Annotated in this window: 23 protein-coding genes and 1 pseudogene; 15 read left to right on the forward strand and 9 right to left on the reverse strand. The window is 55.8% G+C overall.

Features of this window, described 5'->3' with window-relative positions; translation table 11 throughout:
• Positions 1-20: 20 nt before the first annotated feature.
• The gene (locus tag ACRQ5J_RS08380; protein ID WP_432382537.1) at positions 21-2,225 is read right to left on the reverse strand and encodes an alpha/beta fold hydrolase; all 2,205 of its coding nucleotides are present in this window, start codon (positions 2,223-2,225) and stop codon (positions 21-23) included.
• Between the two features lie 105 nt (positions 2,226-2,330).
• Positions 2,331-3,683, reverse strand: a complete 1,353-nt coding sequence (locus ACRQ5J_RS08385; protein WP_432382538.1) for an MATE family efflux transporter — start codon at positions 3,681-3,683, stop codon at positions 2,331-2,333.
• Between the two features lie 93 nt (positions 3,684-3,776).
• Between ACRQ5J_RS08385 and ACRQ5J_RS08390 the strand changes: the two genes are divergently transcribed.
• Complete coding sequence (locus ACRQ5J_RS08390; protein ID WP_432382540.1) at positions 3,777-4,091, forward strand: beta/gamma crystallin-related protein; 315 nt, start codon at positions 3,777-3,779, stop codon at positions 4,089-4,091.
• Between the two features lie 96 nt (positions 4,092-4,187).
• Positions 4,188-4,847: a beta/gamma crystallin family protein gene (locus tag ACRQ5J_RS08395; protein WP_432382542.1), complete on the forward strand. Its 660-nt coding sequence runs from the start codon at positions 4,188-4,190 to the stop codon at positions 4,845-4,847.
• A 258-nt stretch (positions 4,848-5,105) separates the two neighbouring features.
• Here ACRQ5J_RS08395 and ACRQ5J_RS08400 read toward each other — a convergent pair whose 3' ends face one another.
• Positions 5,106-5,549, reverse strand: a complete 444-nt coding sequence (locus ACRQ5J_RS08400; RefSeq protein ID WP_432382544.1) for a DUF6641 family protein — start codon at positions 5,547-5,549, stop codon at positions 5,106-5,108.
• 600 nt (positions 5,550-6,149) lie between these two features.
• Between ACRQ5J_RS08400 and ACRQ5J_RS08405 the strand changes: the two genes are divergently transcribed.
• The 7 genes from ACRQ5J_RS08405 (at position 6,150) to ACRQ5J_RS08435 (ending at position 13,566) form a co-directional block, all read left to right on the forward strand.
• On the forward strand, positions 6,150-7,658 hold the full coding sequence (locus tag ACRQ5J_RS08405; protein WP_432382546.1) for a hypothetical protein: 1,509 nt from the start codon (positions 6,150-6,152) through the stop codon (positions 7,656-7,658).
• 488 nt (positions 7,659-8,146) lie between these two features.
• Positions 8,147-9,181 (forward strand): ParA family protein, encoded by a 1,035-nt coding sequence (locus ACRQ5J_RS08410; RefSeq protein WP_432382547.1) that lies wholly within the window; start codon positions 8,147-8,149, stop codon positions 9,179-9,181.
• A complete protein-coding gene (locus ACRQ5J_RS08415; RefSeq protein ID WP_432382549.1) occupies positions 9,181-9,759 on the forward strand; it encodes a HEPN domain-containing protein in 579 nt (192 codons plus the stop codon). The genes ACRQ5J_RS08410 and ACRQ5J_RS08415 overlap by 1 nt, the downstream gene beginning before the upstream one ends.
• A 208-nt stretch (positions 9,760-9,967) precedes the next feature.
• Positions 9,968-10,534 carry a tyrosine-type recombinase/integrase gene (locus ACRQ5J_RS08420; RefSeq protein WP_432382550.1) on the forward strand — a complete coding sequence of 189 codons (567 nt, stop codon included), beginning with the start codon at positions 9,968-9,970 and terminating at the stop codon, positions 10,532-10,534.
• A gap of 388 nt (positions 10,535-10,922) precedes the next feature.
• Positions 10,923-11,411, forward strand: a complete 489-nt coding sequence (locus ACRQ5J_RS08425) for a hypothetical protein (RefSeq protein WP_432382552.1) — start codon at positions 10,923-10,925, stop codon at positions 11,409-11,411.
• A gap of 71 nt (positions 11,412-11,482) precedes the next feature.
• Positions 11,483-11,839, forward strand: coding sequence for a winged helix-turn-helix domain-containing protein (locus tag ACRQ5J_RS08430; protein ID WP_432382554.1), 357 nt, complete (start codon positions 11,483-11,485; stop codon positions 11,837-11,839).
• Positions 11,840-12,189: 350 nt separating this feature from the next.
• Positions 12,190-13,566 (forward strand): FG-GAP repeat domain-containing protein, encoded by a 1,377-nt coding sequence (locus ACRQ5J_RS08435; RefSeq protein WP_432382556.1) that lies wholly within the window; start codon positions 12,190-12,192, stop codon positions 13,564-13,566.
• Between the two features lie 31 nt (positions 13,567-13,597).
• Here the strand turns inward: ACRQ5J_RS08435 and ACRQ5J_RS08440 are convergent, their stop codons facing one another.
• The 4 genes from ACRQ5J_RS08440 to ACRQ5J_RS08455 all read right to left on the reverse strand — a co-directional run bounded on the left by ACRQ5J_RS08440 (position 13,598) and on the right by ACRQ5J_RS08455 (position 16,422).
• Positions 13,598-13,762: a hypothetical protein gene (locus ACRQ5J_RS08440; protein ID WP_432382558.1), complete on the reverse strand. Its 165-nt coding sequence runs from the start codon at positions 13,760-13,762 to the stop codon at positions 13,598-13,600.
• 233 nt (positions 13,763-13,995) lie between these two features.
• Complete coding sequence (locus ACRQ5J_RS08445) at positions 13,996-14,781, reverse strand: AAA family ATPase (protein WP_432382560.1); 786 nt, start codon at positions 14,779-14,781, stop codon at positions 13,996-13,998.
• Positions 14,782-14,852: 71 nt separating this feature from the next.
• Positions 14,853-15,674 (reverse strand): hypothetical protein, encoded by an 822-nt coding sequence (locus tag ACRQ5J_RS08450; protein ID WP_432382561.1) that lies wholly within the window; start codon positions 15,672-15,674, stop codon positions 14,853-14,855.
• 121 nt (positions 15,675-15,795) lie between these two features.
• Positions 15,796-16,422, reverse strand: coding sequence for a hypothetical protein (locus tag ACRQ5J_RS08455; RefSeq protein ID WP_432382563.1), 627 nt, complete (start codon positions 16,420-16,422; stop codon positions 15,796-15,798).
• Between the two features lie 368 nt (positions 16,423-16,790).
• Between ACRQ5J_RS08455 and ACRQ5J_RS08460 the strand changes: the two genes are divergently transcribed.
• Positions 16,791-18,362, forward strand: coding sequence for a hypothetical protein (locus tag ACRQ5J_RS08460; RefSeq protein ID WP_432382565.1), 1,572 nt, complete (start codon positions 16,791-16,793; stop codon positions 18,360-18,362).
• 177 nt (positions 18,363-18,539) lie between these two features.
• Here the strand turns inward: ACRQ5J_RS08460 and ACRQ5J_RS08465 are convergent, their stop codons facing one another.
• Positions 18,540-19,574, reverse strand: a complete 1,035-nt coding sequence (locus ACRQ5J_RS08465; RefSeq protein ID WP_432382566.1) for a tyrosine-type recombinase/integrase — start codon at positions 19,572-19,574, stop codon at positions 18,540-18,542.
• Positions 19,575-19,915: 341 nt separating this feature from the next.
• On the opposite strand from ACRQ5J_RS08465, the pseudogene ACRQ5J_RS08470 reads away from it, so the two are divergent.
• Positions 19,916-20,856, forward strand: a pseudogene (locus ACRQ5J_RS08470) (DnaJ C-terminal domain-containing protein).
• 1 nt (position 20,857) lies between these two features.
• Positions 20,858-21,181: a MerR family transcriptional regulator gene (locus ACRQ5J_RS08475; RefSeq protein WP_432382568.1), complete on the forward strand. Its 324-nt coding sequence runs from the start codon at positions 20,858-20,860 to the stop codon at positions 21,179-21,181.
• Here the strand turns inward: ACRQ5J_RS08475 and ACRQ5J_RS08480 are convergent.
• Complete coding sequence (locus ACRQ5J_RS08480; RefSeq protein ID WP_432382569.1) at positions 21,159-22,322, reverse strand: LysR family transcriptional regulator; 1,164 nt, start codon at positions 22,320-22,322, stop codon at positions 21,159-21,161. The two genes, ACRQ5J_RS08475 and ACRQ5J_RS08480, sit on opposite strands and share 23 nt — an antisense overlap.
• A gap of 100 nt (positions 22,323-22,422) precedes the next feature.
• Between ACRQ5J_RS08480 and ACRQ5J_RS08485 the strand changes: the two genes are divergently transcribed.
• From ACRQ5J_RS08485 to pncB, 3 genes are all read left to right on the forward strand, one after another.
• Positions 22,423-23,034: an FMN-dependent NADH-azoreductase gene (locus ACRQ5J_RS08485; protein ID WP_432382570.1), complete on the forward strand. Its 612-nt coding sequence runs from the start codon at positions 22,423-22,425 to the stop codon at positions 23,032-23,034.
• 87 nt (positions 23,035-23,121) lie between these two features.
• Positions 23,122-24,009, forward strand: coding sequence for a cysteine hydrolase (locus tag ACRQ5J_RS08490; RefSeq protein WP_432382571.1), 888 nt, complete (start codon positions 23,122-23,124; stop codon positions 24,007-24,009).
• Complete coding sequence (gene pncB, locus ACRQ5J_RS08495; RefSeq protein ID WP_432382572.1) at positions 24,006-25,202, forward strand: nicotinate phosphoribosyltransferase; 1,197 nt, start codon at positions 24,006-24,008, stop codon at positions 25,200-25,202. Before ACRQ5J_RS08490 ends, pncB begins: the two co-directional genes overlap by 4 nt.
• The last annotated feature ends 27 nt before the right edge of the window (positions 25,203-25,229 follow it).

Genomic DNA, 25,229 nt, shown 5'->3' on the forward strand with positions numbered 1-25,229 from the left:
CGGGAATGACCGTTGGTGAATCACTCGGGCTTCAGGTTCTTCTTGAAGAAGGCCTCGATATTGCCCCAGACGTGACGCTGGGCGACCTGGCCGGAGATGCCATGCTTGGCGCCCGGATAGGTCATCAGGTCGAAACGCACCTGGCGCTTGACCAGCGCGTCGATCATGCGCGTGGTGTTGGTAAACAGCACGTTGTCGTCGGCCATGCCGTGGATCAGCAGCAGCGGCGACTTCAGGCCATCCAGATGCGAATACACGCCGCTATATTCATAGCCGGCCTTGTTCTCCTTCGGCGTACCCATGAACTGCTCGGTGTAGTGGGTGTCGTACAGCGACCAGTCGGTCACCGGCGCCACCGACACGCCCATGGCGATCTTGTCCGACGCTTCCGCCAGCAGGCGCAGCGACATGAAGCCGCCGTAGCTCCAGCCGAACACGCCGATGCGCTTGGCGTCGACAAAGCTCTGCTGGCCCAGCCACTCGATGCCGGTCAGCTGGTCTTCCACTTCGACGCGGCCCAGCTGACGGTAATTGGCGTCGGTAAAGGCGCGCTCGCGGCGGAAGGAGCCGCGGTTATCCAGCCGCCAGACGACAAAGCCCTGCTGCGCCATGTACTGGTCGAAGAAATTGCCCCATTTGCGCGACACGTGCTGCGAGTGCGGGCCGCCGTAGGTCGACAGGTAGACCGGGTATTTTTTCGACGCGTCGAAGCCGGACGGCTTGATGATCGAGTAGTACAGCGTCTGGCCGTCCTTGGCCTTGAGCGTGCCGTACTCGGTCTTCAGGTGGGCGTCGAGGTATTTGCCGTAAGGGTGACTGGCGTTCAGCTCGTTTTTTTCCAGCCACTGGATCATCGCGCCGTCCGGCTTGCGGATGCTCACTTGCGGCGGCGTGTCCGGGTTCGAATAGGTGTCGACGAACACTTCGCCGTTGCGGGCGAAGGCCGAATCGTGCCAGCCGTCGCCCTGCGTCACGCGGGTCGGCTGGTCGGCCGTGCTGCCGTCGAGCTTGAGCGCATAGGTCTGGCTGTCGATCACGGCGTCGCGGTTCGACTGCACGAACACGCGGCCGTTCTTCTCATCGACGGCCAGCAGGCGGTCGATGCCCCATTCGCCCTGGCTGATCGCATGTTTCAGCTTGCCGTCCAGGCCGTACAGGTACAGGTGCTTGCGGCCGCTGCGTTCGGACGACCAGATGAAGCTCTTGTTGTCCGACAGGAAGCGCAGGTCGTCAAAGATGCTGACCCAGGTTGGCGAGGTTTCGGTGATCAGCACTTTTTGCGCCAGCGTGGCGGCGTCGACCGAGACCAGTTCCAGCTTCTTCTGGTCGCGGCTCTGGCGCTGGAACAGCAGCGCCTTGCTGTTGGCGCTCCAGTCGGCGCGCACCAGGTAGATATCCTTCTCGGCGCCGAGGTTGACGTCGCGGATCGCGCCGCTGACCGGCGAGACGATCTTCAGTTCGACCAGCACGTTCGGATCGCCGGCGGCCGGGTAGCGCTGCTCGACCACCTCGGTGCGGTCGGCGAAGATTTCAAAGCGGCGCACCACCGGCACCGGCGCTTCGTCGTAGCGCTTGTAGGCGATGGCGGAATCGTCCGGCGCCCAGTAATAGCCGGTGGTCTGCGACATTTCCTCCTGCGCCACGAACTCGGCTTCGCCATTGTGGATGGTGCCCTTGCCGTCGCTGGTCAGCTGCTTCTCTTTGCCGGTGCTGAGGTCGATGACGAACAGGTTCTGGTCGCGCACGTAGGACACATAGCGGCCCTGCGGCGAAATCTTCGGATCGAGCACATTGCCGCTGGCGACCATGCGCGCCTGGTCCGGCTTGCTCGCCTCGATCAGGTACAGGTTGCCGGCGATCGGCACCAGCAGGCGCTTGCCGTCCGGCGACCAGCTATAGCTCAGGATGCCCTTCAGGCTGGCGGTGCGGGCGCGCTCGCGGCGCGCCTTCTCGGCGTCCGACAGGTTTTCCTCCGGCACCAGCACCTTGGAATCGACCAGGCGGTGGGTGGTCTTGTCCTTCAGGTTGTATTCCCACAGGTCGAGCTGGAACTGGTTGTCGTCGCGGCCGCGCAGGAAGGTGACGCGGGCGCCGTCGGGCGACACTTTCAGGCTGCGCACGCCGGGGCCGGACAGCGACGGGTCGCTGTGGATGCGGTCCAGGGTCAGTTTTTCCGCCGAGGCGGCGCCCGACAGCAGGGCGAGGAAGCAAAGGATGAAGCGCATGGAGTCTCTCGAATAGGCAGAAGCCGAGACGATACCAGACGCACACCGCCGTGGCGAGACGGCAAGATTGGGAATCCGTGGCCGAAAACCGTTTTTCCTTCGGCGCTAGCCGATCTTCTCCAGCGACAGCTTGTGCAGCGCCCAGCTCAGCAGCACCGCCGCCACCGTCAGGCCGATGGTCAGGCCGATCCAGAAACCGGCCGCCGCCATGTCGTGGCCCAGCCCCAGCCAGCAACCGAGCGGCAGCGCGAAGCCCCAGAACGCCAGCAGCTGGATCTGCATCGGCTGGCGCGTGACCTTGTAGCCGCGGATGGCGCTCGAGGTCGCCACCTGGGTGGCGTCCGACAGCTGGAACAGCGCGGCAAACAGCAGCAGGTAGGCGCACAGCGCCTGCACCGCCAGGTCGGAGGTGTAGGCGGCGGCGATCTGCTGGCGCAGCGCCACCATCAGCAGCGCCGACAGCAGGCCGACGCCCAGCGCCATGCCGACCCCGACCCAGGCGACAAAGCGCGCGCGCACCGGCTGGCCCTCGCCCATGGCCTGGCCGACGCGGGTGATCAGGGCGATGCCAAAGCTGAGCGGCACCATGAAGGTCAGCGAGCTGAAGTTGAGTGCGATCTGGTGCGCGGAAATCTCCACCACGCCGTAGCGCGCCACCAGCAGGCTGACGGCGCCGAAGGCGCTGACCTCGGCGAAATACGTGACCCCGATCGGCAGGCCGAGGCGCAGCATGGCGCCGATCTCGGGCCAGTGCGGCCACTCCCAGTGGGTGAACGGGAAGGTCGGGCGGTACACCGGCTGGCGGCACACCCACCACAGCATGGCCGCCAGCATCAGCCACATGCACAGCCCGGTCGAGACGGCGCAGCCGACGCCGCCCAGCGCCGGCAGGCCCCAGTTGCCGAACACCAGCAGCCAGTTGACGAACACATTGAACAGCAGGCCGGCGATGGCGATCACCATCACCGGCTTGGTCTGGTTGATGCTGGTGCTGTAGCCGTACAGCGCGCGGTAGGCGGCGAACGGCGGCAGGCCGATGCTGATGATGTGCACGAACAGCGCGGCCTGGTCGTGCACATGCGGCGCCAGCCCCAGGTGGTCGAACACCAGGGTCGCCAGGTTGGCCAGCAGCATCGCCACCACGCCCACGCCCAGCGCCTTCCACAGCGACTGGCGCACCGCGTGCGGCACCCTGGCCAGCGCGCCGGCGCCGACGTCGTGCGCGACGATGGAGTTAATCGCCATCATCACGCCGCTGACGGTGACCAGGATGATCGACCACACCGACGCCCCCAGCGACACGGCCGCCAGCTCGTCGGCCGAGGTATGGCCGGTCATGGCGACGTCGGCCACGCCCATGCCGACCGTGGCCAGCTGGCCGACCAGCACCGGCCAGGCCAGCGTCCACAGGGCGGCGATTTCACGGCGGACGTTGGGCAGGGTAAAGGTATGCGGCATGGCAAATAAAGTCGTTACAGAAAGGCACAATTTTACTGTGTTGCCAACACTTTTGCGCGCTATGATGCAGCCACCTTTGCTCCGGAGACCGCCATGCGTTCCATTCTCGCCGCCGTGCTCTGCACCGCCTGCGCCGCCGCCCAGGCCGGCGACATCACGCTGTACTCGCACGCGCGGCTCGGCGGGCCGGCCATCACGCTGCACGAAGCCACGCCCGACCTCGACCCGCTCGGCTTCAACGACAAGACTTCCAGCGTGGTGGTGCACAAGGGCAGGTGGCAGGTGTGCGCGGAAAAGCACTACCGCGGCAAATGCATGATTCTGGACGTGGGCGAGTACGCCGAATTGCCCGGTTTCGACAATATGGTCTCGTCGGCGCGCGAAGTGGACGCGCCGGCGCGCAAGTGAGGCCTTACAATTGCTTGCACATTCATCATAGTTTCCTGTCAGCGACATTTACCTCGCCGGCGTTAACTGCCCATTTCATCATTAACGAGTCACCCCATGAAAACGATACTCTCGCGCCTGTTGACCACCACCTTGCTGCTGGCCGGCTGCGCCCACGCCGGCGAAGTCACCCTCTACACCGACGACAACTACGGCGGCCGCGCGGTGACGGTGCGCGGCGCCACGCCGGACCTGTCGCAGCTCGGCTTCAACGACCGCGCCTCCAGCGTCATCGTCCGTTCCGGCACCTGGGAACTGTGCGAGCACGCCGGCTTCCAGGGCCACTGCATCACCCTGCAGCGCGGCGAATACCGCCAGCTGCAGGGCTTTAACGACGTCGTCTCGTCGGTGCGCGAGGTCGGCGACCGCCGCGACGACCGCGATGGCCGCGATGGCCGCGATGGCCGCGGCCCGGGCTGGCGCGGCGACCGCGATGAGCGCGACGGCCGTGGCGGCGGCTATGGCCGGCGCGAGCCGATCGTGCTGTTCGCCCAGGCCGGCTTCGGCGGCCGGCGCGCCGAGCTGACCGGCGACGTGCGCAAGCTCGACGACTACGACTTCAACGACCGCGCCGGCTCGGTGATCGTCAACGAAGGGCGCTGGGAACTGTGCGAGCACGCCAACTTCGGCGGCCGCTGCATCGTGCTCAATCCGGGCCGCTACGACGTCCTCGACGACATGAACAACCGCATCTCGTCGGTGCGCCGCCTGCGCTGATGGGAGGGGCCGCCACGCGGCCCGCACGGATGGTGCAATTGCGCTAGACTGGCGCTAGTACAAAACGGAGCGGGCAACGTGGAATACAAGGATTACTACCAGACCCTGGGCGTGGCCAATTGCCAGTAGGGCTAAATCGTCGGTAGACCCTGGCGTACAAAATACGTACAAAATTTGCGAACTTTCGGCTAGCTTATTGCACCTTCGAAAATGACAAAGCGCCCATTGCGGGCGCTTTTGCTATCTGGGCTTTACGGATCACTTCTTAGCGAAGCCTTTGCGCAGCGCGCCGCTCGTCACTTCGATCTGCGCATCCAACTCGCCAGCCGATACAGCAGCTTTCAGCGTTTCCAGCGTCGGGATCAGGTCAGCTTGTGCCGCCAGCTCGATTGCTACTTTACCCTTTGCCAGTTCCAGCGGCTTGGTGCCGTATTTGACGACCAAGCACAGCTTGCCGCTGTCATCGGTAAACCACCAAGGCTTAACGCGTTTCGGCATTTCAACGCGCTTGCTCTCGCCGGATTCCTGATCTTTTACAGTGCGCAGACGCGTTGGCGCGTACACGCCGCCGTCTTGCTGGGCTTGGGCGTAAGCGACTTGTTCGTTCAGTTTTGCGATCAGCATATCGCGGCGACGTGCGATTGGCGAAACAGGGGCAGGGCGTTTTGCGGTAACGATTTTCAAGCTGTTGAGCAGGGACATTTTTGCCGTCCTTAGTAGTTGTTCATGTAAAGGATGGTGCGCTAAAGTTGATAAAAAATCAACAAAAGAGTGATTTGTCGCGCTACAAGTGTCGGATCAACCGACACTAAGCGCCCATCTCTCTGGCTAGGTGATCTAAATGAGTAGGAAGGTATTACTGGAACAGTAGTTAGATCAGCTATAGCAACCTGACAAAAAGACATTTGACTGTACAAAAAGACAGCGAATGTGAGTTACAATCGGCTTGTACCATCCCTTCACGGCAACACCCTTTATTGGAGTGAAATATGTCGAACAAAGTAACGGGCACGAAAGCGGCAAGTAGCGCATCGAAGGTGCTTCACAGCAATTCCACCGGTGCAAATTCTAAAACTAGCGCGGGGAGTACGCTGTCGCAAGTCGCGCCAGCAAAGGTGACTTCGGCTAAGGCCGCCACAGCAGCCTCTGCTGTATTACGAGACGGTCGGACAAGCGCCGCATCTAAGAGCGCAGCAGGTTCAGCGTTGGCCCAACGAAAAAAATAACATGTAATAACGACGGCTCCATAAGTGGGGCCGTTTTTATACTAATTAAAAATAACTCAATAGCTAGGGTAGAGGAATGTTTGATTTATTCGGTGGCGCTAATTATGTGAAAACTGACGAATTTGATTCGTTTAAAAAAGCAGTGGCTGAGCAAATTGCTGGGCTGAAGAGTGAAATCGCATTAAAAGTGACGGATTCAGAGGAACTGGCGAGAAATGCTGCTGAGAATGCAGTGGCCGCGGAGTTGCGCGTTAAGGGGTTAGAGGATCAGTTTAAAAACGCGTTGACTGCATTAAATCAATTCCAAGCCTCCGCCAAAGAGGAATTGGATAGTCTTTCGCTTGAATGCAATAAAGCGAGAGAGACGAGTAACATACTACAATCATCTATTAATGAAGTGCAAGCGCTCTATTCATCGGTATTGGCTGCAAAGTCCGAGGTGGATGCTGCTAAAGAAAGCATACATTCAGACATAGACTTAATCAACGAGGCGCTGGAAACGAGTAAAACTCTTCCAGATTCGGTTGATGAAATACAAGGTATTTTAAAAAATTCGGAAGGGATTTACGCGAACATAAGTGATCTTTTGTCTCACTCCGCATCTAAGAAGGGGGAAATTGATGAGCTGAGAGATAAAATATTGGGAAAGGATATGGAAGTTGACGGATCTAACGTGCACGTCGACGGAATAAAGGATAAGTTGGAAAAATCCTATTTTGATGTTGAATCTAGGGTGAAAAACTTAGAATCTGAAATCCAGATTGTTACTGACGCTGTTAATTATAGCCATGAAAAACAACTGGAAAAGAATTTGGCAGATTTCGAGCATTTAGTCTCAAGATCAAATGCGCGAATAGACGAGGTTGATAGTCAACTGAAGGATTTGTTGCCAGGAGCGATGGCAGCGGGCCTAAGTGCAGCCTACGCAAAGAAGAAAGATGATGAAACTAATTCTTTAATTAAATCGGAAGAAAAGTTTCAAAAATCGATATTCGCTATGGCTGCCATATCGGGTATTCCTCTTATCGTTGACACGTATTTGTTATTCGGGGAGAAAATAGGCATTATAAAAGTTATTCAAGATACGCCTAATCTTCTGTTGGCTATTTTGCCTTTATATTTACCAGCGCTTTGGATAGCGGTTTCTCTTAATAAGAAAATAAATTTATCAAAACGTTTAATTGAAGAGTATACGCATAAAGAGGTTTTGGGTAAGACTTTTGCTGGTATTTCCAATCAAATAGACACGCTTAATTCTGGAGACGGGGTAAGGGAAGAGTTACGAACACGCTTGCTCTTTAACCTGCTTCAGGTCAGCGCTGAAAATCCCGGCAAGCTTATTACAGATTATAATAAAACCGATCACCCTTTAATGTCTGTGCTTGATAATAGTAAGAAACTCTCTGACTCAATGGAGGCTTTGTCGAAAATTCCCGGCCTAGAAGCTATTACAAAAGGACTTGCAGCCAGAGCAGCAAAGAAATTTGAAGAAACAGCTAAGGATGTTGCTAACGGAATCAATGCCAATACTACCTTAGAAGATAAGGATGAGAGCGACAACAAAGTGGACGAAAAGAAGGAATAGGCAGGTGGCTAGTTACCTCGTTCATTCACGAAACCACCTTACCCCTTAGCATTGTCGGGCTACCACGCGGTCATATATGTCGGTTCACATACAGCTTTGGTGAACCGCAGTAGGCACGCATCAAATGCCCCGTTGCTTACATGGCTTTGAGGTCCGCCTTGCGCCAGTTTGATAGCTGCAATGAGTATTGATTCAAGTCGCTAGATAATCGTGCTTTGGAAATGAGTGCTCGGTTAGTTTGGACCGTACATAGAACTGCCTGGTGTTCCGTCAGACGCGTAGTGGCGGCGTCGAATTATTCCTAGCAATGCCACGTCGATCACTCTGAACACTTGCCAATGAGTCCGGGTGGGAGCCTGCTACTGAGTTGGGCCAGATCTGCTACAAATTTATGCAAAAGATCTCGACAGATTCGGTGCAACCTAACGCAGAGTGATATAGTTCGTAATATTTCTTGTATCTAACAACTGTCACCGGTAGAGAACAACATGTCATCCTATGCTTTTTGGAATAACAAGGGCGGAGTCGGTAAGAGCTTTTTGTGTTTCGCTGCTGCTTGCGAGTACGCACATCAGAATCCAGATATTGATGTCGTTGTGATAGATCTTTGCCCGCAGGCTAACACATCGGAAATGATTCTTGGAGGCCAGCCGGAAGGTGCGAAGACAATCAAGAAATTTTTGAAAACTGGAGTGGATCGTATCAGTGTCGGTGGTTACTTGGAGCAACGATTAAATTCTCCATTCCAACAAATTGACGATGCAGAACGATACACGATTCAGGCTTCTACGTATAATGACAAGATCCCGGGAAATCTTTCACTTGTGTGCGGAGATAACTTGGTTGAGGTTTTGGGGGAGGCAATTCGACAAACTGCCCAATTAGTTGTTCCGGTTACGGCGTGGAAAAAAGTCATTAGCTGGATAAAAGATTTACAGGATGCCATACGAGAAACCAGAGATAACGATTGCGTATTCTTTATCGATTGTAATCCAAGCTTTGCCATTTACACACAACTAGCAGTTGTTGCGGCAGATAATCTTGTAATTCCCTTTACAGCTGATGAAAGTTCAAGGCGAGGAATTGAAAATATTATCGCTTTGCTTTATGGACAAGGCGATGAATATATCGCGTCGTTTGCTCGGCTGAGTTTTTTCAAGAGGGCTAAAGAAGAGGGGATAGCTCTTCCCCGACTACATACCTTCATATCTAATCGTGTTACTTTATTTGATGGCGAACCTAGTAAAGCTTTTCAGGCCGCCCACAAGGCTATTAAAGCAACTATTGAAAGTATCTTTAAAAAGCATCGCACGGTTTTCGCATATCCTAAAGTCGCCGTCAGCGATAGATTTGTTGACTTCCCGGATTATCATGGTGTTTCAATCGTCGTATCCCTTACGGGTACTCCGATTCATAAGTTGAAAGCGGGTCCTAAAACAATTAATGGCGAGCGTATTCAAGTTAATATCGGCTCTCTGAATAGTTATAAGGACGCGCTTAAGACTCTTGTCGAGTTTCTTTAATGGCCTCCGCCGCTAAAGTGAAGTTTGACGTTCTGTTGGAGCGCTCGGAAGCTTTATCTAAAGTAGCAGGAACGTTAAAGAAAAAAACTGAACAACCATCTAAGACGGTACTGCTTCATGCCGCCTTAGCTAGTCAAGTGGCGGCTTGGGAAGTTTATATTAAAAACTTGTTGGCGGAATATTTTCTGAAGACAGGAAAGCCTACTGATGCAAGTTTTTCTGCAATACACAGTTTGCTGCAAGCACGTATGAAGGTCGCGGCAAAGAAATTAAACACGCCTAATAGCGAGCATTGTCGCGAATTTTTATACACCTTCAGTGGGTTCGATCCCTGGCCTAGTTGGGCCGGTGCTAAATTTGATAAAACTATCTTTGGCAACTCCTTACATAGCCGAAATCGACTGGATGAAATATTTCTGGTGCGTCATAGTTTTGCTCACGGATTCACCATGCCTGCTCACTCTTGGAACACTAATGCTGCGGGAGCCCCGCATTTAGATTGTAAAAACGTAAGCTGTTGTGCAAAGTTTTTTCTGATCTGTGTATTCGAACAGATAACGCATTTTCGAGCTACATAGCAACGCAGCATGGTATTGCTAAACCTTGGTAGTGATTTGATTTTTCAATAAGAAATTTCGATAACATAGAATGTAAGAAAATAGCGAAATCCTTACATTTCTTGCTAGTCAGTTGAAAATAAAGGCTTTTCTGTAAAGTCACTTTTCGATTGATTTATTAAACCAAAGGTTGCATCCTCCGATGCGTTAAATCCTTTGGTTTTCTTATATGGCACAGGCAAAAACACTCACCGAAAAAGAACTTAAGCGCATGCTTGCGTTCGTTGCGATTAAACGGCATGCAGCCAGAAACCGCGCAATGTTGTTGATGACTCACTTAGCAGGAATGCGCGTCGGCGAATTGGCTGCGCTGTTGGTTAAGGATGTGCTATCCGAAGATGGCCGTGTTAGGCCCGAAATCCGATTGCTGCCGGAGCAGACAAAAGGAAATAGGGCACGTACAGTCTTTTTAAACGAACGCCTGCAAAAGGAACTTGCCGCGTATCTGGCAACATTGAAGCGAGTGCAGGCCGACATGCCGCTGTTCTATACACAGAAGCGCCTGGCTTTCAGCGCTAATACGTTGTGTCAGCACTTTCACTTCCTGTACAAAGAAGCAGGTATCGACGGTGCCAGCAGTCATTCAGGCCGTCGGACGTTCATCACAAATCTGGCAAGCAAAGGCGTGGGCGTCCGCGTGTTAATGGCATTAGCTGGGCACCAGAACATTGCGACCACGCAGCGCTACATTGATGTAAACGACGAGATGCAGCGGGTAGCCGTGGAGCTTGCGTAGTCCACTATGCCGTAGTGGAGAACAGCTGCAAATAAATATTGCAGGAGGCTACAATCAAATGCGATATTCCGAACTCATCGAAAACAACGTAACAGTCAAGGCCCCGCTTACTGCGGACCCGAAATGTAAAGCGAAGACCAAATTAATTCGTATCCCAGCGGGGGCAGGACCGGTACGTATATACATCAGGGATGGCAAGCTCTTTGTCATTTCTGACCAACCGCTAGAGCGCAGCACGTTGCCTTAATCTAGTTGCAAACGGCGTTGCCCGTTACAATGCTACAAAGCATCTTTAATAGGTTGCACGCACAGCATGACTCGGCCAACTTCACCTTCGAATTTAAGTCTGTACATGGTACTTGGCACGATATGCCTTCATGGACTGATGATGATCGCGAACGAGCTATTTTTTCGACGTGCTGAATTCCTACAGGGCATCGGCTGGGTTTATTTGCCAGCCGGTACACGCTTATTATGTACACTGATGTTTGGACGAGCTGGGGCCATCGGGTTACTGATATCGGGTTGGCTCGCCTGCTACTGGTATTACTTCCCTGGCGACGCGTTACGTGCGACGAGCGGCACAATTGCAGGTGCGATAGGTCCGTATCTGATCTATCTCGCCGCGCAATCGCGATATGGATTGCAGGCGTCGTTGACGAACCTGACGCCGCAGCGATTACTGCTGTGCGCTGTCGGCTGTTCTATCGCGAGTCCTGTACTTCATCATTTATGGTTTTCCATACATGGCGGTCGCGATCTGCTGCCGGGCCTGTTTGTAATGATGATCGGTGACTTGCTGGGAACATTGATTGTTCTGTACACAGCGAAAGGTATTCTGTCTTTGCTGCCGCTACCTGAGCGCAGACTACGGTAAACCGTGTGCTAAAATTTGTAGCGATTCAATTGTCGGTTCAGCCGACAATGTCCGAGTAGTTTAAAACGAACATGACACCTCCTAAACGCCCAGCTGAAATCTACATGCGCTTCCTGCAATTGGCCGATGCCCTGCGTGGCCTGCCATCTCTGGAAGCGCTTGATCCACTGGAAGAACGCATTCTTAGCATCGTCGCGCTTGCTACTCAACAAGATGAGCGGTTGTCAGTCCGCGATATGATGGGCAAGAAAGAATTAGGTGCTCCTGCCACAGTTCATAGCCGCTTGACTTCTATGCGGGAAAAGGGCTGGCTGATGTTGACCGATACCGAAGACACCCGCCGTAAGCAGGTAGAGCTAACCCAAGAAGCCTTGAAGTATCTCGATAAGCTCTCCAAGTGCATGCTCAAGGCTGCTACTTTAAGCTGAATCATGGATCTGTCATAGATCTGCTGCGTAGCGGGTTTATTGCCTTGATGGGCGCAACACGTAATACCTTTTAGGATGTGTTTCGTTGCACCTGCTATCTACCTCTAGTCCTTCCTAATCCGAGTCGCCTTCCTAGTTGCTGCGGTGTGAGCATTGCCGTCTTTTTCTTTTCGATGCAAGTATCACCAGCTCGGTTGACTTGCGGCGGTCCCTGACCGACGTTGTTTTCCTATGCGCGGCATATTTCGAAAGTTGCACTTAGGCTATTTTTCGGTTAGATTGATCTAATATTCATAACGATCTAAAAAATAGATCGGTTTGGATTGGCCTTAACCAACTAGGGGAAATAAATGAAGCGTTTCAATCTGCTGTTTGCTGGAATCGTGGCTAACGCCATCGTAGGTTGTGGTGGTGGTTCCGGTAGTGCCACGCCAAGTAACCCAATAGCTCCTACCACTCCGGTCCCAACTGTATCGCTAAATATTGACTCATCAAGGGTTGCGGTAGGACAGTCCGCTAAGCTCACGTGGTCTTCGACAAACGCGACGTCTTGTACGGCGTCGGGAGCTTGGGCGGGTACGAAGGAAAATTCGGGAACTATATCGCAAGTGTTAAGCGCGCCGGGATCACTGACATATACATTGACATGTACAGGCGCAGGTGGCTCAGCAAATCAATCAGTCCTTTTGACAGTTGCGATTCCGCTCCAAAAAACGTCTTACGCGAACGCTAAGCAAGTAGGCCTTGAGCAGATAGAGTTGCCGCAGGCAGCCGATACCGTCCAAGCATACGCTCGCGCTGACTTCAAAGGGAGCGGAGCTATCTCGCTCTTCACTGCTAAGGTGATGTATAAGTTAGAGACTAGTACTGCCGCAACGGCAGAGCCTAGTGTGTTCGCTTTCTGGACGAAGTCTGCAAACGGTTCTTGGGTTAAAGAAGACGCAATGATCGACAGCACGGTCGGGTGCGTGCATCCACGTAAGGCTGTGGTGGCAGATTTCAACAACGATGGCAAGCCAGACGTCCTTGTTGCTTGCCAGGGGTACGATGGTGGTCAATACGCCGGCGAAAAAATGTTCTTGGTTCTCAGTACCCAGAGCGGCGTGTATCACAGCACGCCATTGCAAGACTTTGTGGGTTTCTTCCACTCGGTATCGGCTGCTGACCTGAACGGCGACGGCAATGTAGATTTTGTGGCCGTTGATCCGAACTCCCCACAAGCGCTGCGTATGTTCATGGGGAAAGGCGACGGCACTTTCACCGAAGCGTTTGACAAGTTCCCAGCATATGTTCAAAACCGTGATTTTTATACTGTTGAGCTGGTAGACGTTAACGGCGATAACATGCTCGATATGCTGGTTGGCGGACATGATTGGCAGGGTGACTCAAAGGCTGCTTACATTCAAGGCAACGGAACAGCAAACTTCAATACCGCTGTGGTTACGGTATTGCCTACCGTTCCGGATCATGGCGTAGTGTTAGACTTTTTGGTGGCGAACGGTTCGATTTACGTTGATCGTACTTCTGGTGGCGGAAACGCAGGCTTCTACCAGAGCAAGGTGATCCAGAAAATTGATATCGCGAGTATGCGATCCTCGGTACCGTTCATCAAACTTCTTTCGACAGCGGAGCCGGGAGAGTACTACCCGTGGTTCCCTTGGCTATTGAAGACTGGTGCAGGAATTCAAAGTGATAACGTCCATTTGTCGACTGCGATTGTTGAGTGACATTTTAGGCCAGTAAGCTTTGCGCTCTGTCCTATCGCACTTCCATGGGGCCGCGCCACCAACTGACAAAGCTGCTTCCGTACTGAGCCTCGATGGCAGCTTTGGCATTCCAGCTGTTGTGGGCGTGGACTCTGACGTCAATCGGTTTTTGCGTGCCATTGATGCGGATAACGATAGTGCCTTCATATAGGTCCATCTGACTCTCCTGTTGTTGGAAAATCAGATGGTAGGACGGCCTGGCATATAGATCAACTTGTTGGGATGGTGAATGCAGCGCAATCCGGCAGAATGGCCAGGCAGTCAGGCCTGCGATTTTTGGAGCTTGGGACTAGCTTACTACTAGCTGATGCTGAATTCCTTGCCAGGCGTCGATGTCGTCTGCTCTTGCAATAAAAAAGCGACCCAGCTTAACTCTGGGTCGCTTTCGTGTTACGGAGTCGTTGGACCCGGCTGCGGTTGCTGCGCCACTGGTTGACCGGCCATAACAATGGGAGTCATAGGGATGGCTTGCTGCTGTTGTGGCATAGTTGGTGGAGCGGTCACTGCAACGGAATTAGCAGTGGTGGCTTGCTGCTGGATGATTGCCATCTTCAGCTGGAATATTATTTCACGCGCATCGAATTTTGCGACCAATACCAAATTCTCCAAGAATGCATCGGAAAAAGAACTTGCGCTAACACCCTGCTTTGCGAGAAGAACGCGCAAGCGTGGAAGCCAAATTTTCGGATTTGTTGGGTTGAACGATACTTCGATACAGCGGCTGCGTAATGCAGCTTCAAGCACATGCAGGTTATTAGTCGTGAAGATAAAAACTGCATCAACCATCTCCATCACGGATTTCAACTGAGTACGCGCTTGAGGCGTCAAATTGTCTACTTCATCCAGAATGATGTAGCGAATTCCACTGCCCGGACTGACTGAGATATGGCTTAGCTGCTTTTGCAAAGATTGGATGAATTCGACGCCATTTTTACCGACGGTGCATTGATGCTTTTGTACATCTGGGGTATTACCGCCATTGGGCTGACAAGCTTCAATCAGCGGCGGCATAAAAGCAGCCAGCGCTGTCTTGCCAGTCCCAGGTTCGCCATGCAGCAGAACTCCCGTTTTTCCAGCGTAGGGAAACTCAATTTCACCATTGGCGATCAGCGAAATTTTCCGCGCTTCGGCAAGGGACTCAAAAACGATGTCATTGATGGTTTGCGGTGCGGACATGTGTGTTCCTTATATAAGTTTAATGATGCTGGTGCAATTTGCACCAGCAACAACTAACGAGATTAGGATTGTTATTTCAGCGTACGACCAAGTGCGGCGTAGATCGAATCAACCATCTTCGAGTCGTTCAAAACGAGTTTAATGACAACGCTGCCGTCAGCCTGCTGGCGCAGAATCGCCAATCCATCGCTTTCATTGCCCAGTTTCGCAATCGCTGGCAACTGACCATATGGAATCTTCGTCAGGCAAGCATTCAGAGTCGAATCTTTAGCCTTGTTGATGCGCTCAGTCATGATTTCTTCAGGACTGCGGACGGACTGCATTTTCTCCGTACCATCGGAGTTGAGCTTTTTCCGGACTTCCTGAATACCACCGTTATCATTCAGCCACCGGATAAAGTCTTTAGGCTCGACACTTGGTTTCTGATTCTGAGCGGCTTTGATGACGTGGACAAAGCCAGACGCGCGCTTGGATTCTTTTCCAAAGGCGAGCTTAACGATCAACTGATAGTAGGACTTTCCCTCGATGCCGAGGGCGGCGCATTTTTCTTCAAGAGTAGCTTTGTTTGCTGCTCTTACAGACTCTGATTTGTCGTTGAAGACGATGCAGGCAGAGTAGGTTACACCTAGCAGCTGCTGAAGCGTGTCACGATATTTACCTTGGTATTCGGCGATTTTTACCAAGTGATCTGCAAAGGTCAAAATTTCATGCGACGGAGTGCTGGTCTTGATTGACGTACTTGCCTCTACCGCGGGCAATGACAAGTTATATGCAGCCGGATAGGCATGATTCAGATGCGACTGGAACCACGAGCGTCGCTTGAGAATACGTTGACGCGCCGCGAGCTTAGCAATGGTTGGACTCGGGGCAAAATTGGGTTTATTAGTTCTCATAAAAACTCTCCTATTCAGGGCGGTGTATAAAGTTGTCCGCTGCGCAGTGGATAGGAGAATCTTAATTTTCTGCTGTAGGTAGGTCTATGCGTTTGCTACTTTGACGGTTGCGTTTGCTACTTTAGCGTTTGCTTTTGCTACCAAACTGCATATCCGAAAGCCACGAAGTGATGGTGCGTTCGGCCTGATCAGGCTTCAATCTCACGTCGGCTACGGATGCCGCAAGTATCTGATCCTTAATCTTTAGCGCTGCCTGCCGACGACTAGGGAACGGTTTGTTAGTGACCGGATCTCCTTTTTCTGCTAGTTCACGTGCAAGTTCTCTCAATGGCGTGTAGCGCTCCTTTCGCTGAGCTCCACCTGATTTCGCACGATTTACAAAAGCCTTCTTGACCAATCCCTGCGTAAATCCAAGGCCATAGGCGACGCCCATCCAATACTGGGCATGACTTACACCAAGCCATGAATTCTCATCGTCCGTGCCATAGCAGTGGAGCGCACCGACGACGTAGGCACAGGACAGGCGGATCATGTCTATATTTGAGATTTCGTTTGTTGTTTCGAACCCATCTTCTATCTCATTGGGATCTGGTTGCAACTCCATCATTGGCTCGAAAATTTCGGTATAAAAAGCATCGACCTCGCTGCTGATGCCGAGCTGATAGTACATATCACTTAGTTGGGCAACCAGCTGTTGAGCGATTGCGATGACGGTAGGTGTGTTGTCCGGGGATGTGGTTGAATTCATTGCGATATAAAAATTGTATCGGTATTGAAGTTATAGCGGTTTAGGCCAGTGTCACTATACCGCGCTTATGCCAAAAGTTGAAATCCACTGAAGCTAAATATGTGCGAGAGCATTCGTCAGCTCTCATCATCAGGAGATAACATTGAGTAACACAACATCCCAGCACGAGTCCGTGCGCCCATCCCATTTCACATCAAAACAGCGTGCGGATGCACGAAATCAAGCATTTGGCTACAACCGAAAAAAGTGCGCGACGTAGTAGAAGAAAGCACGGCAAACAACAAGCCAGAACACTTGGCATTTGGTACTGCACATCCGATTGACTCATTTGCTTTCCGTTCGTGCGTCATTTCCCGCGAGGTACAGAAATGAAAGAACGAATTTCTGCCGCTCTTATAGCCAAGTACTCGACGTTGAAGCCGTACCAGATCGAGAAGAGTGTCGACAAATATGTAACTGTCATGTTGAGCGCAATTGCTGAGTCTGTTCGTAAGTTCGGCTTTGAAGATGATCAGGTATCGCTATCCCTCGATGACATTGCGAAGCTGGTTGGTCGCATAAAAATCAAGGGCAAAGATTTTAAGGTGTCCACGCTGTTTAATGCAGATCGCAATACATCGTTGGTCATTGTGGATTTTCCGGGTCAGATAGGCAAGATTGCGCGAGTGTCTCTTAATCCTGTGTATCAGACTGAAATCATGCAGGCGCTCGCTAAAATCGATGCGCCTGTTGCCAGCGCGGGGAGTGAGGATCGAGCGGCCAATATATATACGTCGATTGATTTGCTAACGCTTGATAGCTTTATCGAAAACACCAAAGACGCTTACATGACGGCCTGTCAAAAAACACTTTCGAGCAATGAGAATTATCGGAAGGCGCTTCTTAGAAACCTTTTGAATGCTCGGCACATCAAGTCATCGATCACAGAAGAAGACGGCCAGTATGTGTTTGCCGAATACTGGGAGCAAAGCGACAGTGGCCGCTGCTATGGGCATGGCACTAGTTTGCAGCGAGTATCAAAAGAAGTCAGGCATGCCGCGCTTGGACGTTGCCACATGTATGACGTCAAGGCCGCCAGCTATGCATTGCTGACAGGCTTGGCACTTGAAATTGATCCGACGCTTGATGTTGATGTGCTTGTAGACTACGTTAGTCATCGAAGCCGAATTCGGAAAGCTATTGCCGCTGATGTTGGCATTAATGAAGAGAAGATGAAAGAGATCTTTACGTCGCTGGGGTTCGGCGCGAAGACAGCCAATAATCCATTCGCCTCAATCCGCAAGACACTGGGCGAAACTGCTTACTGCCGCCTGATGGTTAATGATCAATTCGTCAGAATTGGTGATGCTATGAACATGGTTCGTGAAACGATAGCCGGGCATTTCCCAGACAGTTTTGAGTTTTTGGGTCGGCACTACGATTCGGTTTGTCCGCGCACAGGAAAGACGCGTAAGAAGGATCAAAAGCTGGCTTGGATATATCAGGCTATGGAAGCTGAAGCGATTACGCGCTTTGGTGTTGATGCCGCCGAAGCTGGCTACCAACCTCTGCTGTTTGTTCATGACTGTGTGTACTTCAAACATAAGTTGCCAGAGGCTGTGTTGTCGAAGATTACGAATGATTTGCAGAAGACGTTCCCGTTGTTGGAAGCCGATTACGAAGGGATCTATCCGATACACACTGATGACTTTATCGATCCCGTTTATGCACAAGAGGCCAAGCGTATTGAACAGCACAAGGCATTGATACGACAACTTAGCGGTGATGCAATGTCCCCAGAACCGGTGCAGACGGATACCAGTCCTTGGCATGAAGAATTTGCAGGTTGGATGGCGATGAGCGATGTGCCGGATTTTTCAAAATTCGTATCAGTGGAAGCTTTGCCAGGAGGGAGTATTGATTTGGGGCGCAGCATCGATCTATGGCATGCCTGTAGGTAGGACTGTGAGTTGAAGCCGATGCTGCAAAAATGAAAAGGCCCGGTCACAAACCGGGCCATGTCTAGCAGTCGTCAAATTGCACAGCGGAGGAGATGCCCGCAAATCTATTTATACATGCGGCATTATTCGTTTAAAACGAATGCTAACGAGCGGCACCAGAGTGTAAAGCGAAGAAGTTCAATTGCGCTCGAATACCGCCAATGCCTTGCTGGCCACTTCGCTTGGCTGGGAATGCAGATAGACCATCGTGCTACTAATCTGTTTGTGGCCGAGGAATTTCTGCACCATAGTAATGTCCATGCCTGCACGCAGTAGGCGAGTTGCAGCGGTATGCCGGAACGTGTGGCTGGTGATCTTGCCAGCATCAAGGTTAATGCCGGCGCGTTTGACGATAGTGTTGACCCAAGCTGCATTGGTCTTATAGGTGCCGCGTTTGGAAGGGAACACCCAGTCGTCGATTCTGGCCTTGTATCGACGTTCCATGACGGCACGCAATGCGCTAGTCATCAGCAGCAATGTATCGTTGCTGCGTTTGAGTCGGCGGACAAGAACAGTGTTGGCGGTAAAGTCGATGTCGGACCAACGAAGGTTTTGCGCTTCGTTGATCCGTGCGCCAAGGTGCAGCAGGCATACCAGAACGTCCTGATTGTCCCGACGTTGCGCATCGGTGAGTGCGGTCTTTCCCGGGTACTTCGTGTTAGGGCAAGTGGCGGAAAGTATGGCTGCTTCTTCTTGCTCGGTGATGATACGGAAGCGCGTCTGTTTTGGTTTGATCTTATCGACTTTGGGGCCAGCTGAAAGCTGGTTCTCAGCGCAGTAGTTGACCAAAGCATTCCAATACATGATCGCTACCGTGATCGTGTTATGGGCATAGCCATCAGCCTGCATAATTCTCACAACTGCTTGTACTTGGCGCTTTTGCACAGCAGAGAAAGGGATGTTAGGAATGGCTGCTTTCCAGCGGGTCATATGCGTGCAGGCATTGCCGTAACCGCCTGTGTTTTCACGTTGCTCCAGAAAGGCTCTAATCGCGTCATGGACATTTATCGGTCGTTCGCCGTCGTAGATGACGGATTGCACTGCTTCGTGTTCCCATTTGCGGGCCAATGTTTCGGCCAGCTTTTTGTCAGCCGTCTTAGTTGAACGGTTGAACATTACGCCGTCGATCATTTTGCGCCAATACCAGGAGCCGTTGCGAAATTCCAATGCCATTTAATCGTGACCTTTGTGCTTTACGGCTGCGTACAAAATACGTACAAAAAGCAGTAGCAGCCGCATACAAAAACAGTATTGCGGAGGCCTTGGAGGATGCATTCTGGTTGGTTTTTAATCAACAAAAGAATGACGTTACTCAACTGTGAGAAATCGTAAAGCTGACCCTGCCCGACAAAATTGGAAAAATCGAATTAACTTAGAAGTTGACAGCTTGCGGTAGCCTTCCTGATTTCTTCCTCGCTGGACGTCTTGGCCACGACTTAAGGGTGACAGTATCTGCCTACACGTTTCGGGCTTTTTCGGTAGACTGACAGTCATAGCATACGGGAGCGCGTAACGTGGAATACAAGGACTACTACCAGACCCTCGGCGTGGCCAGGAGCGCCAGCGAGGACGACATCAAAAAGCGTATCGCAAGCTGGTGCGGAAATACCATCCGGACGTCAGCAAGGAAGCCGACGCGCAGCAGAAAACCCAGGACATCAACGAGGCCTACGGCGTGCTCGGCGACGCGGAAAAGCGTGCCGCCTACGACGAGCTCGGGCGCGGCCAGCAATACCGCGCCGGCCAGCAATTCCGTCCGCCGCCGGACTGGGGGCGCGGCTTCGGCGGCGGCGCCGGCCCCGGCCCCGGCCCGGGCAGCGCCGGCGGCGGCTTCGGCGACAGCGACTTCTTTTCCGACCTGTTCGCCAACTTCGGCGGCGGCCGGCGCCGGCAAGCGCCGCAGCGGGGCGACGACCATCACGCCAGCATCACCATCGACCTGGCCGACACCTACAGCGGCGCCACCCGCACCATCAGCCTGATGGTGGCCGAACGCGACGCCCAGGACCGCATCGTCACGCGCGAGCGCAACCTCAGCGTCAACATCCCGAAAGGCGTCACCGCCGGCCAGCAGCTGCGCCTGTCCGGGCAGGGGCAGCAGGGCGCCGCCGGGCCGGGCGACCTGTACCTGGAAATCCAGTTCCGGCCGCACGCGCGCTACCGCATCGACGGCCGCGACGTCTACCAGACGGTGCCGGTGGCGCCGTGGGAGCTGGCGCTGGGCGGCGAGATCGAGGTGACGACGCCGTCCGGCAAGGTGCACGTGACCGTGCCGGCCGGCTCGCAAAGCGGGCGCAAGCTGCGCCTGCGCGGGCGCGGCATTCCCGGCAAGGAGGCCGGCGACCTGTATCTGCTGCTGGAAGTGGTGCTGCCGCCGGCCGCCACCGACAAGGCCAGGGAACTGTATCAAACGATGGCGCGCGAGCTGGCCTTCAACCCGCGCGCGGGAGGCTGACATGGGAGAGATATTGACCGCGGTGGTGATCGACGACGCCGCCCTGACGCTGGAAGAACTGGCCCAGGCCTGCGCGGTGACGCCGGACTGGGTGGTGACGCGGGTGCGCACCGGCATCCTGCTTGGCGGCGGTCACGACACCGACCGCAGCGCCGAGCCGAGCAGCGCCTGGCGCTTTGCCAGCGCCGACCTGGTGCGCGCGCGGCGGCTGTGCCAGATCGAGCGCGACTTCGACGCCAACGACGACGTGGCGGCGCTGGTGGTCGACCTGTCGGAGGAAATCCGCCGCCTGCGCGGCAAGCTCAACGCGGCCGGAGTGAAATAGGCGCGGCCAGCGCCAGCCCGTCCGCCGCGTCCGGCGTCGGCAGGCGCGGCCGCCGGCGCGCCGGCTTGTCCGGCGCCGCGCCGGTGCTGGCCGCTGTGGCCGCGCCCTCGGCGCGCGCGGCCGGCGCCTGCGCGCACTCGCTCAGCGCGTGGTAGGCGTGCGGCTGCGCCGCCCAGCGCGACGCCTCGGCGGCGTGGGCCGCATGGGCCGCCAGCTCGGCCTGTTCGCGCTCGGTCAGCGGCGCCGGCTGCGCCAGGTCGAGGAACTGCTGCATCAGCCAGCGCGTGGCCGGCCCCGGCTCCTCGTCGCCGCGGCGGATCACATACAGCGGGAAGCTGAACGAACTGCCCTCGGCGATCTGCAACTGCACCAGCCGGCCGGCGTCCAGGTCCCACTGCACCACCTCCAGCGGCATATTGCCCCAGCCGACGCCGTTGCGCAGCAGCGCGTGCTTCGAGCTGAGGTCGCCCAGGCGCCAGTCGCGCAGCGCCAGCACGCCGAAATCCTGGCCTTCGGTCAGCGTGCTGCGGTCGGTCAGCACCAGCTGCGTATGCTCGCGCAGCAGCGCGCTCGGCACGATGCCGTCGATCTGCGCCAGCGGATGGTCGGGCGCCACCACCGGCACCATGGTGACGAAGCCGCAGGCCTGGCGCTCGATCACGTCCGGCGTGCCCGGCATCCAGCCGCTGATGCCGATGCGGCAGGTGCCGTCGGCCACCAGTTGCGTGACCGCGCCCAGCGCCTCGGTGCGCAGGCGCATCGACACGGTCGGAAACTCGCTCTGGAAGGCGCGCAGGATGCGCACCAGCTTGCAGGTGGAAAACATCACATCGACCACCAGCGACACCTCGGCCTCCAGCCCGGCCGACAGCGCCTTGGCGCGGGCGCGCATGCCGTCGACCTTGAGCGACACGGCGCGGGCGTCGGCCAGCAGCGCCTTGCCGGCCTCGGTCAGGGTGGGCTTGCGCTTGCCGCGGTCGAGCAGCGCGACGTTGAGCTGCTGCTCCAGGTTGGCGATGGTATAGCTGATGACCGACTGCGTGCGGTGCAGCGCCCGCGCCGCATGGGCGAAGCCGCCATGGTCGATGACGGCGATGAACACGCGCAGCTGGTCGAGGGAGGGCAGGCCGGGATCACGCATAATCGAAATTCTCGATAGATCAAATAGAAATAAACAGGATTCCATCGATATTATAAGCGCTTTATGATCGTCCCATCTCCCACCCCCAAGGACAGCGATCATGACCACCATTCTCCACATCGACAGCAGCGTGCGCAGCACCGGCTCCCTGACCCGTCAGCTGGGCGGCGAATTCGTCGCCAAGCTGCGTGCCGCCGACCCGGCCGCCAGGCTGGTCACGCGCGACCTGGCGGCCAGCCCGGTGCCGCACCTGACCGAACAGACCATCGGCGCCTTCTTCACGCCGGCCGCGCAGCGCAACGCCGAGCAGGCCTACGCCGTCAAGACCTCGGACACGCTGGTCGACGAGCTGCTGGCGGCCGACACCATCGTCATCGGCGCGCCGATGTACAACTTCTCGATCACCTCGGGCCTGAAGGCATGGATCGACCACATCGCCCGCGCCGGCCGCACCTTCCAGTACGGCGCCAACGGTCCCGAGGGCCTGGTCACCGGCAAGAAAGTCTACGTGGTGGTCGCCAGCGGCGGCGTCTACAGCGAAGGCCCGGCGGCCGCCTACGACCACGTCACCACCTACCTGCGCGCGGCGCTGGGCTTCCTCGGCATGAGCGACGTCACCTTTGTCGTGGCCGAAGGCGTGGCGATGGGCGAGGCGGCGGTCGACAAGGCGCTGGCCGACAGCCGCGCCAAGCTCGACGCCATCGCCGCCTGATCGCCGGCGGCCGGCAGTCGGCCGGCAACCGGCAACCGGCCGCGCCGCGCTGCGGTATGATGCAGGCTTCATTCCATGGAGCCTCACATGAAACGGAATCTACATCTGTTGATGATAGACCCGCAAAACGACTTTTGCGACCTGCCCGCCAGCTACCTGCCAGTGGACCCCGTCACGCGCCAGCCGCTGGCGCCGGCCCTGCCGGTGCCGGGCGCGCACCAGGACATGCTGCGCCTGGCCGGCCTGATCAACCGCGGCCGCGCCGGCATCACGGCGATCAGCGTCACGCTCGACTCGCACCACCGCTTCGACATCGCCCACCCGACCTTCTGGCGCCACGCCGACGGCGCGGAAGTCGCGCCGTTCACCGAAATCACCGCCGCCGACGTGCGCGCGCACACCTACCAGCCGCGCCACCTGGCCGCGCTGCCGGTCGCGCTGAACTACCTCGACCGGCTGGAAGCGGCAGGCCGCTATCAGCTGATGGTGTGGCCGGTGCACTGCGAAATCGGCAGCTGGGGCCACAACGTCCACGCCGACGTGCGCGCCGCCTACGGCCACTGGGAAGAGGCGTCGCTGGGCATCGTTGCCAAGCTGGCCAAGGGCGCCAATCCATGGACCGAGCACTATTCGGCGGTGCAGGCCGAGGTGCCGGACGCGGCCGACCCGGACACGCAATTCAACACCAAATTCGTGCGCACGCTGGCCGAGTCCGACTGCATCTACGTCGCCGGCGAGGCCGGCAGCCATTGCGTCAAGGCCACCGTCGAACACATCGCCGACTATTTCGAGCAGGAATACGGCGCCGCGTCGCTGGCCAGGCTGGCGCTGATCACCGATTGCATCAGCCCGGTCACTGGCTTCGCCGCCCAGTACCAGGCTTTCCTGCAAGCGATGGCGGCGCGCGGCGTGCGCCTGCTGCAGGCCGCCGACGTGCAGGCCGAACTGCTGGCCAACGCCGGGGAGGCGGCATGAAGGCGCCGGTCGTCCGCAGCCTGCTGGAAACGGACCTGTACAAATTCACCATGTGGCAGGCGCTGCTGCACGGCCACCCGAACTCGCACACCGAATACGAATTCGTCTGCCGCAACACGCCGGCCTTCCCGCTGACCGAGCTGCTGCCGCAGATCGAGCACGAGCTCGACCACCTGTGCTCGATGAGCTTCCGCGACGACGAGCTGAACTACCTGCGCTCGCTGCGCTACATGAAAAGCGACTTCGTCGACTTCCTCACGGTCTTCCGCTTCCAGCGCAAATTCATCGCCGTCAGCGCCGACGGCGAGACGCTGAAAATCCACGCGGCCGGGCCGCAGGTGCACGTGATGGGGTTCGAGATTTATGTGCTGTACATCGTCAACGAGCTGTACTTCCGCCGCTTCGACCAGGACGCCGCGCTGGCCGAGGGGCGGGCGCGGCTGGCGGCCAAGATCGCCAGGCTGAAGGCCTTCGGCCAGGAGCCGGCGCAGTACTACCCGTTCGAGCTGTCGGACTTCGGCACCCGGCGCCGCTTCTCGGGCGCCTGGCACGACGAGGTGGTGCAGCGGCTGGCGCGCGAGGTGCCCGAGTACTTCAAGGGCACCTCCAATGTCTACCAGGCGATGCGATACAACCTGATACCGATCGGCACCATGGCGCATGAATACATGCAATCGTTCCAGGCTTTCGGCGTGCGCCTGCGCGATTTCCAGAAAGCCTCGCTGGAGGCGTGGGTGCAGGAATACCGGGGCGACCTCGGCATCGCCCTGACCGACGTGGTCGGCATGGATGCCTTCCTCGACGACTTCGACCTGTACTTCGCCAAGCTGTTCGACGGCCTGCGCCACGACTCGGGCGACCCGGTGGCGTGGGGCGAAAAAGCCATCGCCCACTACGCCGCGCTGCGCATCGACCCGAAGAGCAAACGGCTGGTGTTCTCGGACGGCCTCAACCTGGACAGCGCGATCGCGCTGTACCGCCACTTCGGCGACCGCATCATGACCGGCTTCGGCATCGGCACCCACCTGACCAACGACGTCGGGCTGGCGCCGCTGAACATCGTCATGAAGCTGGTGCAGTGCAACGGCCAATCGGTGGCCAAGCTGTCGGACTCGCCGGGCAAGACCATCAGCAAGGACGAAACCTTCCTGGCCTATTTGCGGCAGGTGTTCCACCACCCGCTGGTGTCCTAGCGGGCACGGCCGGCCGTCCGCGCCGGC

The sequence above is a fragment of the Duganella sp. P38 genome, from assembly GCF_050859475.1.
In the GTDB taxonomy this organism is placed as follows: domain Bacteria; phylum Pseudomonadota; class Gammaproteobacteria; order Burkholderiales; family Burkholderiaceae_D; genus Rugamonas.

Excerpts from the sequence above, each read along its gene's own strand:
- ACRQ5J_RS08380 (WP_432382537.1), bottom strand. The coding sequence starts at position 2,225 with ATGCGCTTCATCCTTTGCTTCCTCGCCCTGCTGTCGGGCGCCGCCTCG.
- ACRQ5J_RS08385 (WP_432382538.1), bottom strand. The coding sequence starts at position 3,683 with ATGCCGCATACCTTTACCCTGCCCAACGTCCGCCGTGAAATCGCCGCC.
- ACRQ5J_RS08390 (WP_432382540.1), top strand. The coding sequence starts at position 3,777 with ATGCGTTCCATTCTCGCCGCCGTGCTCTGCACCGCCTGCGCCGCCGCC.
- ACRQ5J_RS08395 (WP_432382542.1), top strand. The coding sequence starts at position 4,188 with ATGAAAACGATACTCTCGCGCCTGTTGACCACCACCTTGCTGCTGGCC.
- ACRQ5J_RS08400 (WP_432382544.1), bottom strand. The coding sequence starts at position 5,549 with ATGTCCCTGCTCAACAGCTTGAAAATCGTTACCGCAAAACGCCCTGCC.
- ACRQ5J_RS08405 (WP_432382546.1), top strand. The coding sequence starts at position 6,150 with ATGTTTGATTTATTCGGTGGCGCTAATTATGTGAAAACTGACGAATTT.
- ACRQ5J_RS08410 (WP_432382547.1), top strand. The coding sequence starts at position 8,147 with ATGTCATCCTATGCTTTTTGGAATAACAAGGGCGGAGTCGGTAAGAGC.
- ACRQ5J_RS08415 (WP_432382549.1), top strand. The coding sequence starts at position 9,181 with ATGGCCTCCGCCGCTAAAGTGAAGTTTGACGTTCTGTTGGAGCGCTCG.
- ACRQ5J_RS08420 (WP_432382550.1), top strand. The coding sequence starts at position 9,968 with ATGGCACAGGCAAAAACACTCACCGAAAAAGAACTTAAGCGCATGCTT.
- ACRQ5J_RS08425 (WP_432382552.1), top strand. The coding sequence starts at position 10,923 with ATGATCGCGAACGAGCTATTTTTTCGACGTGCTGAATTCCTACAGGGC.
- ACRQ5J_RS08430 (WP_432382554.1), top strand. The coding sequence starts at position 11,483 with ATGACACCTCCTAAACGCCCAGCTGAAATCTACATGCGCTTCCTGCAA.
- ACRQ5J_RS08435 (WP_432382556.1), top strand. The coding sequence starts at position 12,190 with ATGAAGCGTTTCAATCTGCTGTTTGCTGGAATCGTGGCTAACGCCATC.
- ACRQ5J_RS08440 (WP_432382558.1), bottom strand. The coding sequence starts at position 13,762 with ATGGACCTATATGAAGGCACTATCGTTATCCGCATCAATGGCACGCAA.
- ACRQ5J_RS08445 (WP_432382560.1), bottom strand. The coding sequence starts at position 14,781 with ATGTCCGCACCGCAAACCATCAATGACATCGTTTTTGAGTCCCTTGCC.
- ACRQ5J_RS08450 (WP_432382561.1), bottom strand. The coding sequence starts at position 15,674 with ATGAGAACTAATAAACCCAATTTTGCCCCGAGTCCAACCATTGCTAAG.
- ACRQ5J_RS08455 (WP_432382563.1), bottom strand. The coding sequence starts at position 16,422 with ATGAATTCAACCACATCCCCGGACAACACACCTACCGTCATCGCAATC.
- ACRQ5J_RS08460 (WP_432382565.1), top strand. The coding sequence starts at position 16,791 with ATGAAAGAACGAATTTCTGCCGCTCTTATAGCCAAGTACTCGACGTTG.
- ACRQ5J_RS08465 (WP_432382566.1), bottom strand. The coding sequence starts at position 19,574 with ATGGCATTGGAATTTCGCAACGGCTCCTGGTATTGGCGCAAAATGATC.
- ACRQ5J_RS08475 (WP_432382568.1), top strand. The coding sequence starts at position 20,858 with ATGGGAGAGATATTGACCGCGGTGGTGATCGACGACGCCGCCCTGACG.
- ACRQ5J_RS08480 (WP_432382569.1), bottom strand. The coding sequence starts at position 22,322 with ATGCGTGATCCCGGCCTGCCCTCCCTCGACCAGCTGCGCGTGTTCATC.
- ACRQ5J_RS08485 (WP_432382570.1), top strand. The coding sequence starts at position 22,423 with ATGACCACCATTCTCCACATCGACAGCAGCGTGCGCAGCACCGGCTCC.
- ACRQ5J_RS08490 (WP_432382571.1), top strand. The coding sequence starts at position 23,122 with ATGAAACGGAATCTACATCTGTTGATGATAGACCCGCAAAACGACTTT.
- pncB (WP_432382572.1), top strand. The coding sequence starts at position 24,006 with ATGAAGGCGCCGGTCGTCCGCAGCCTGCTGGAAACGGACCTGTACAAA.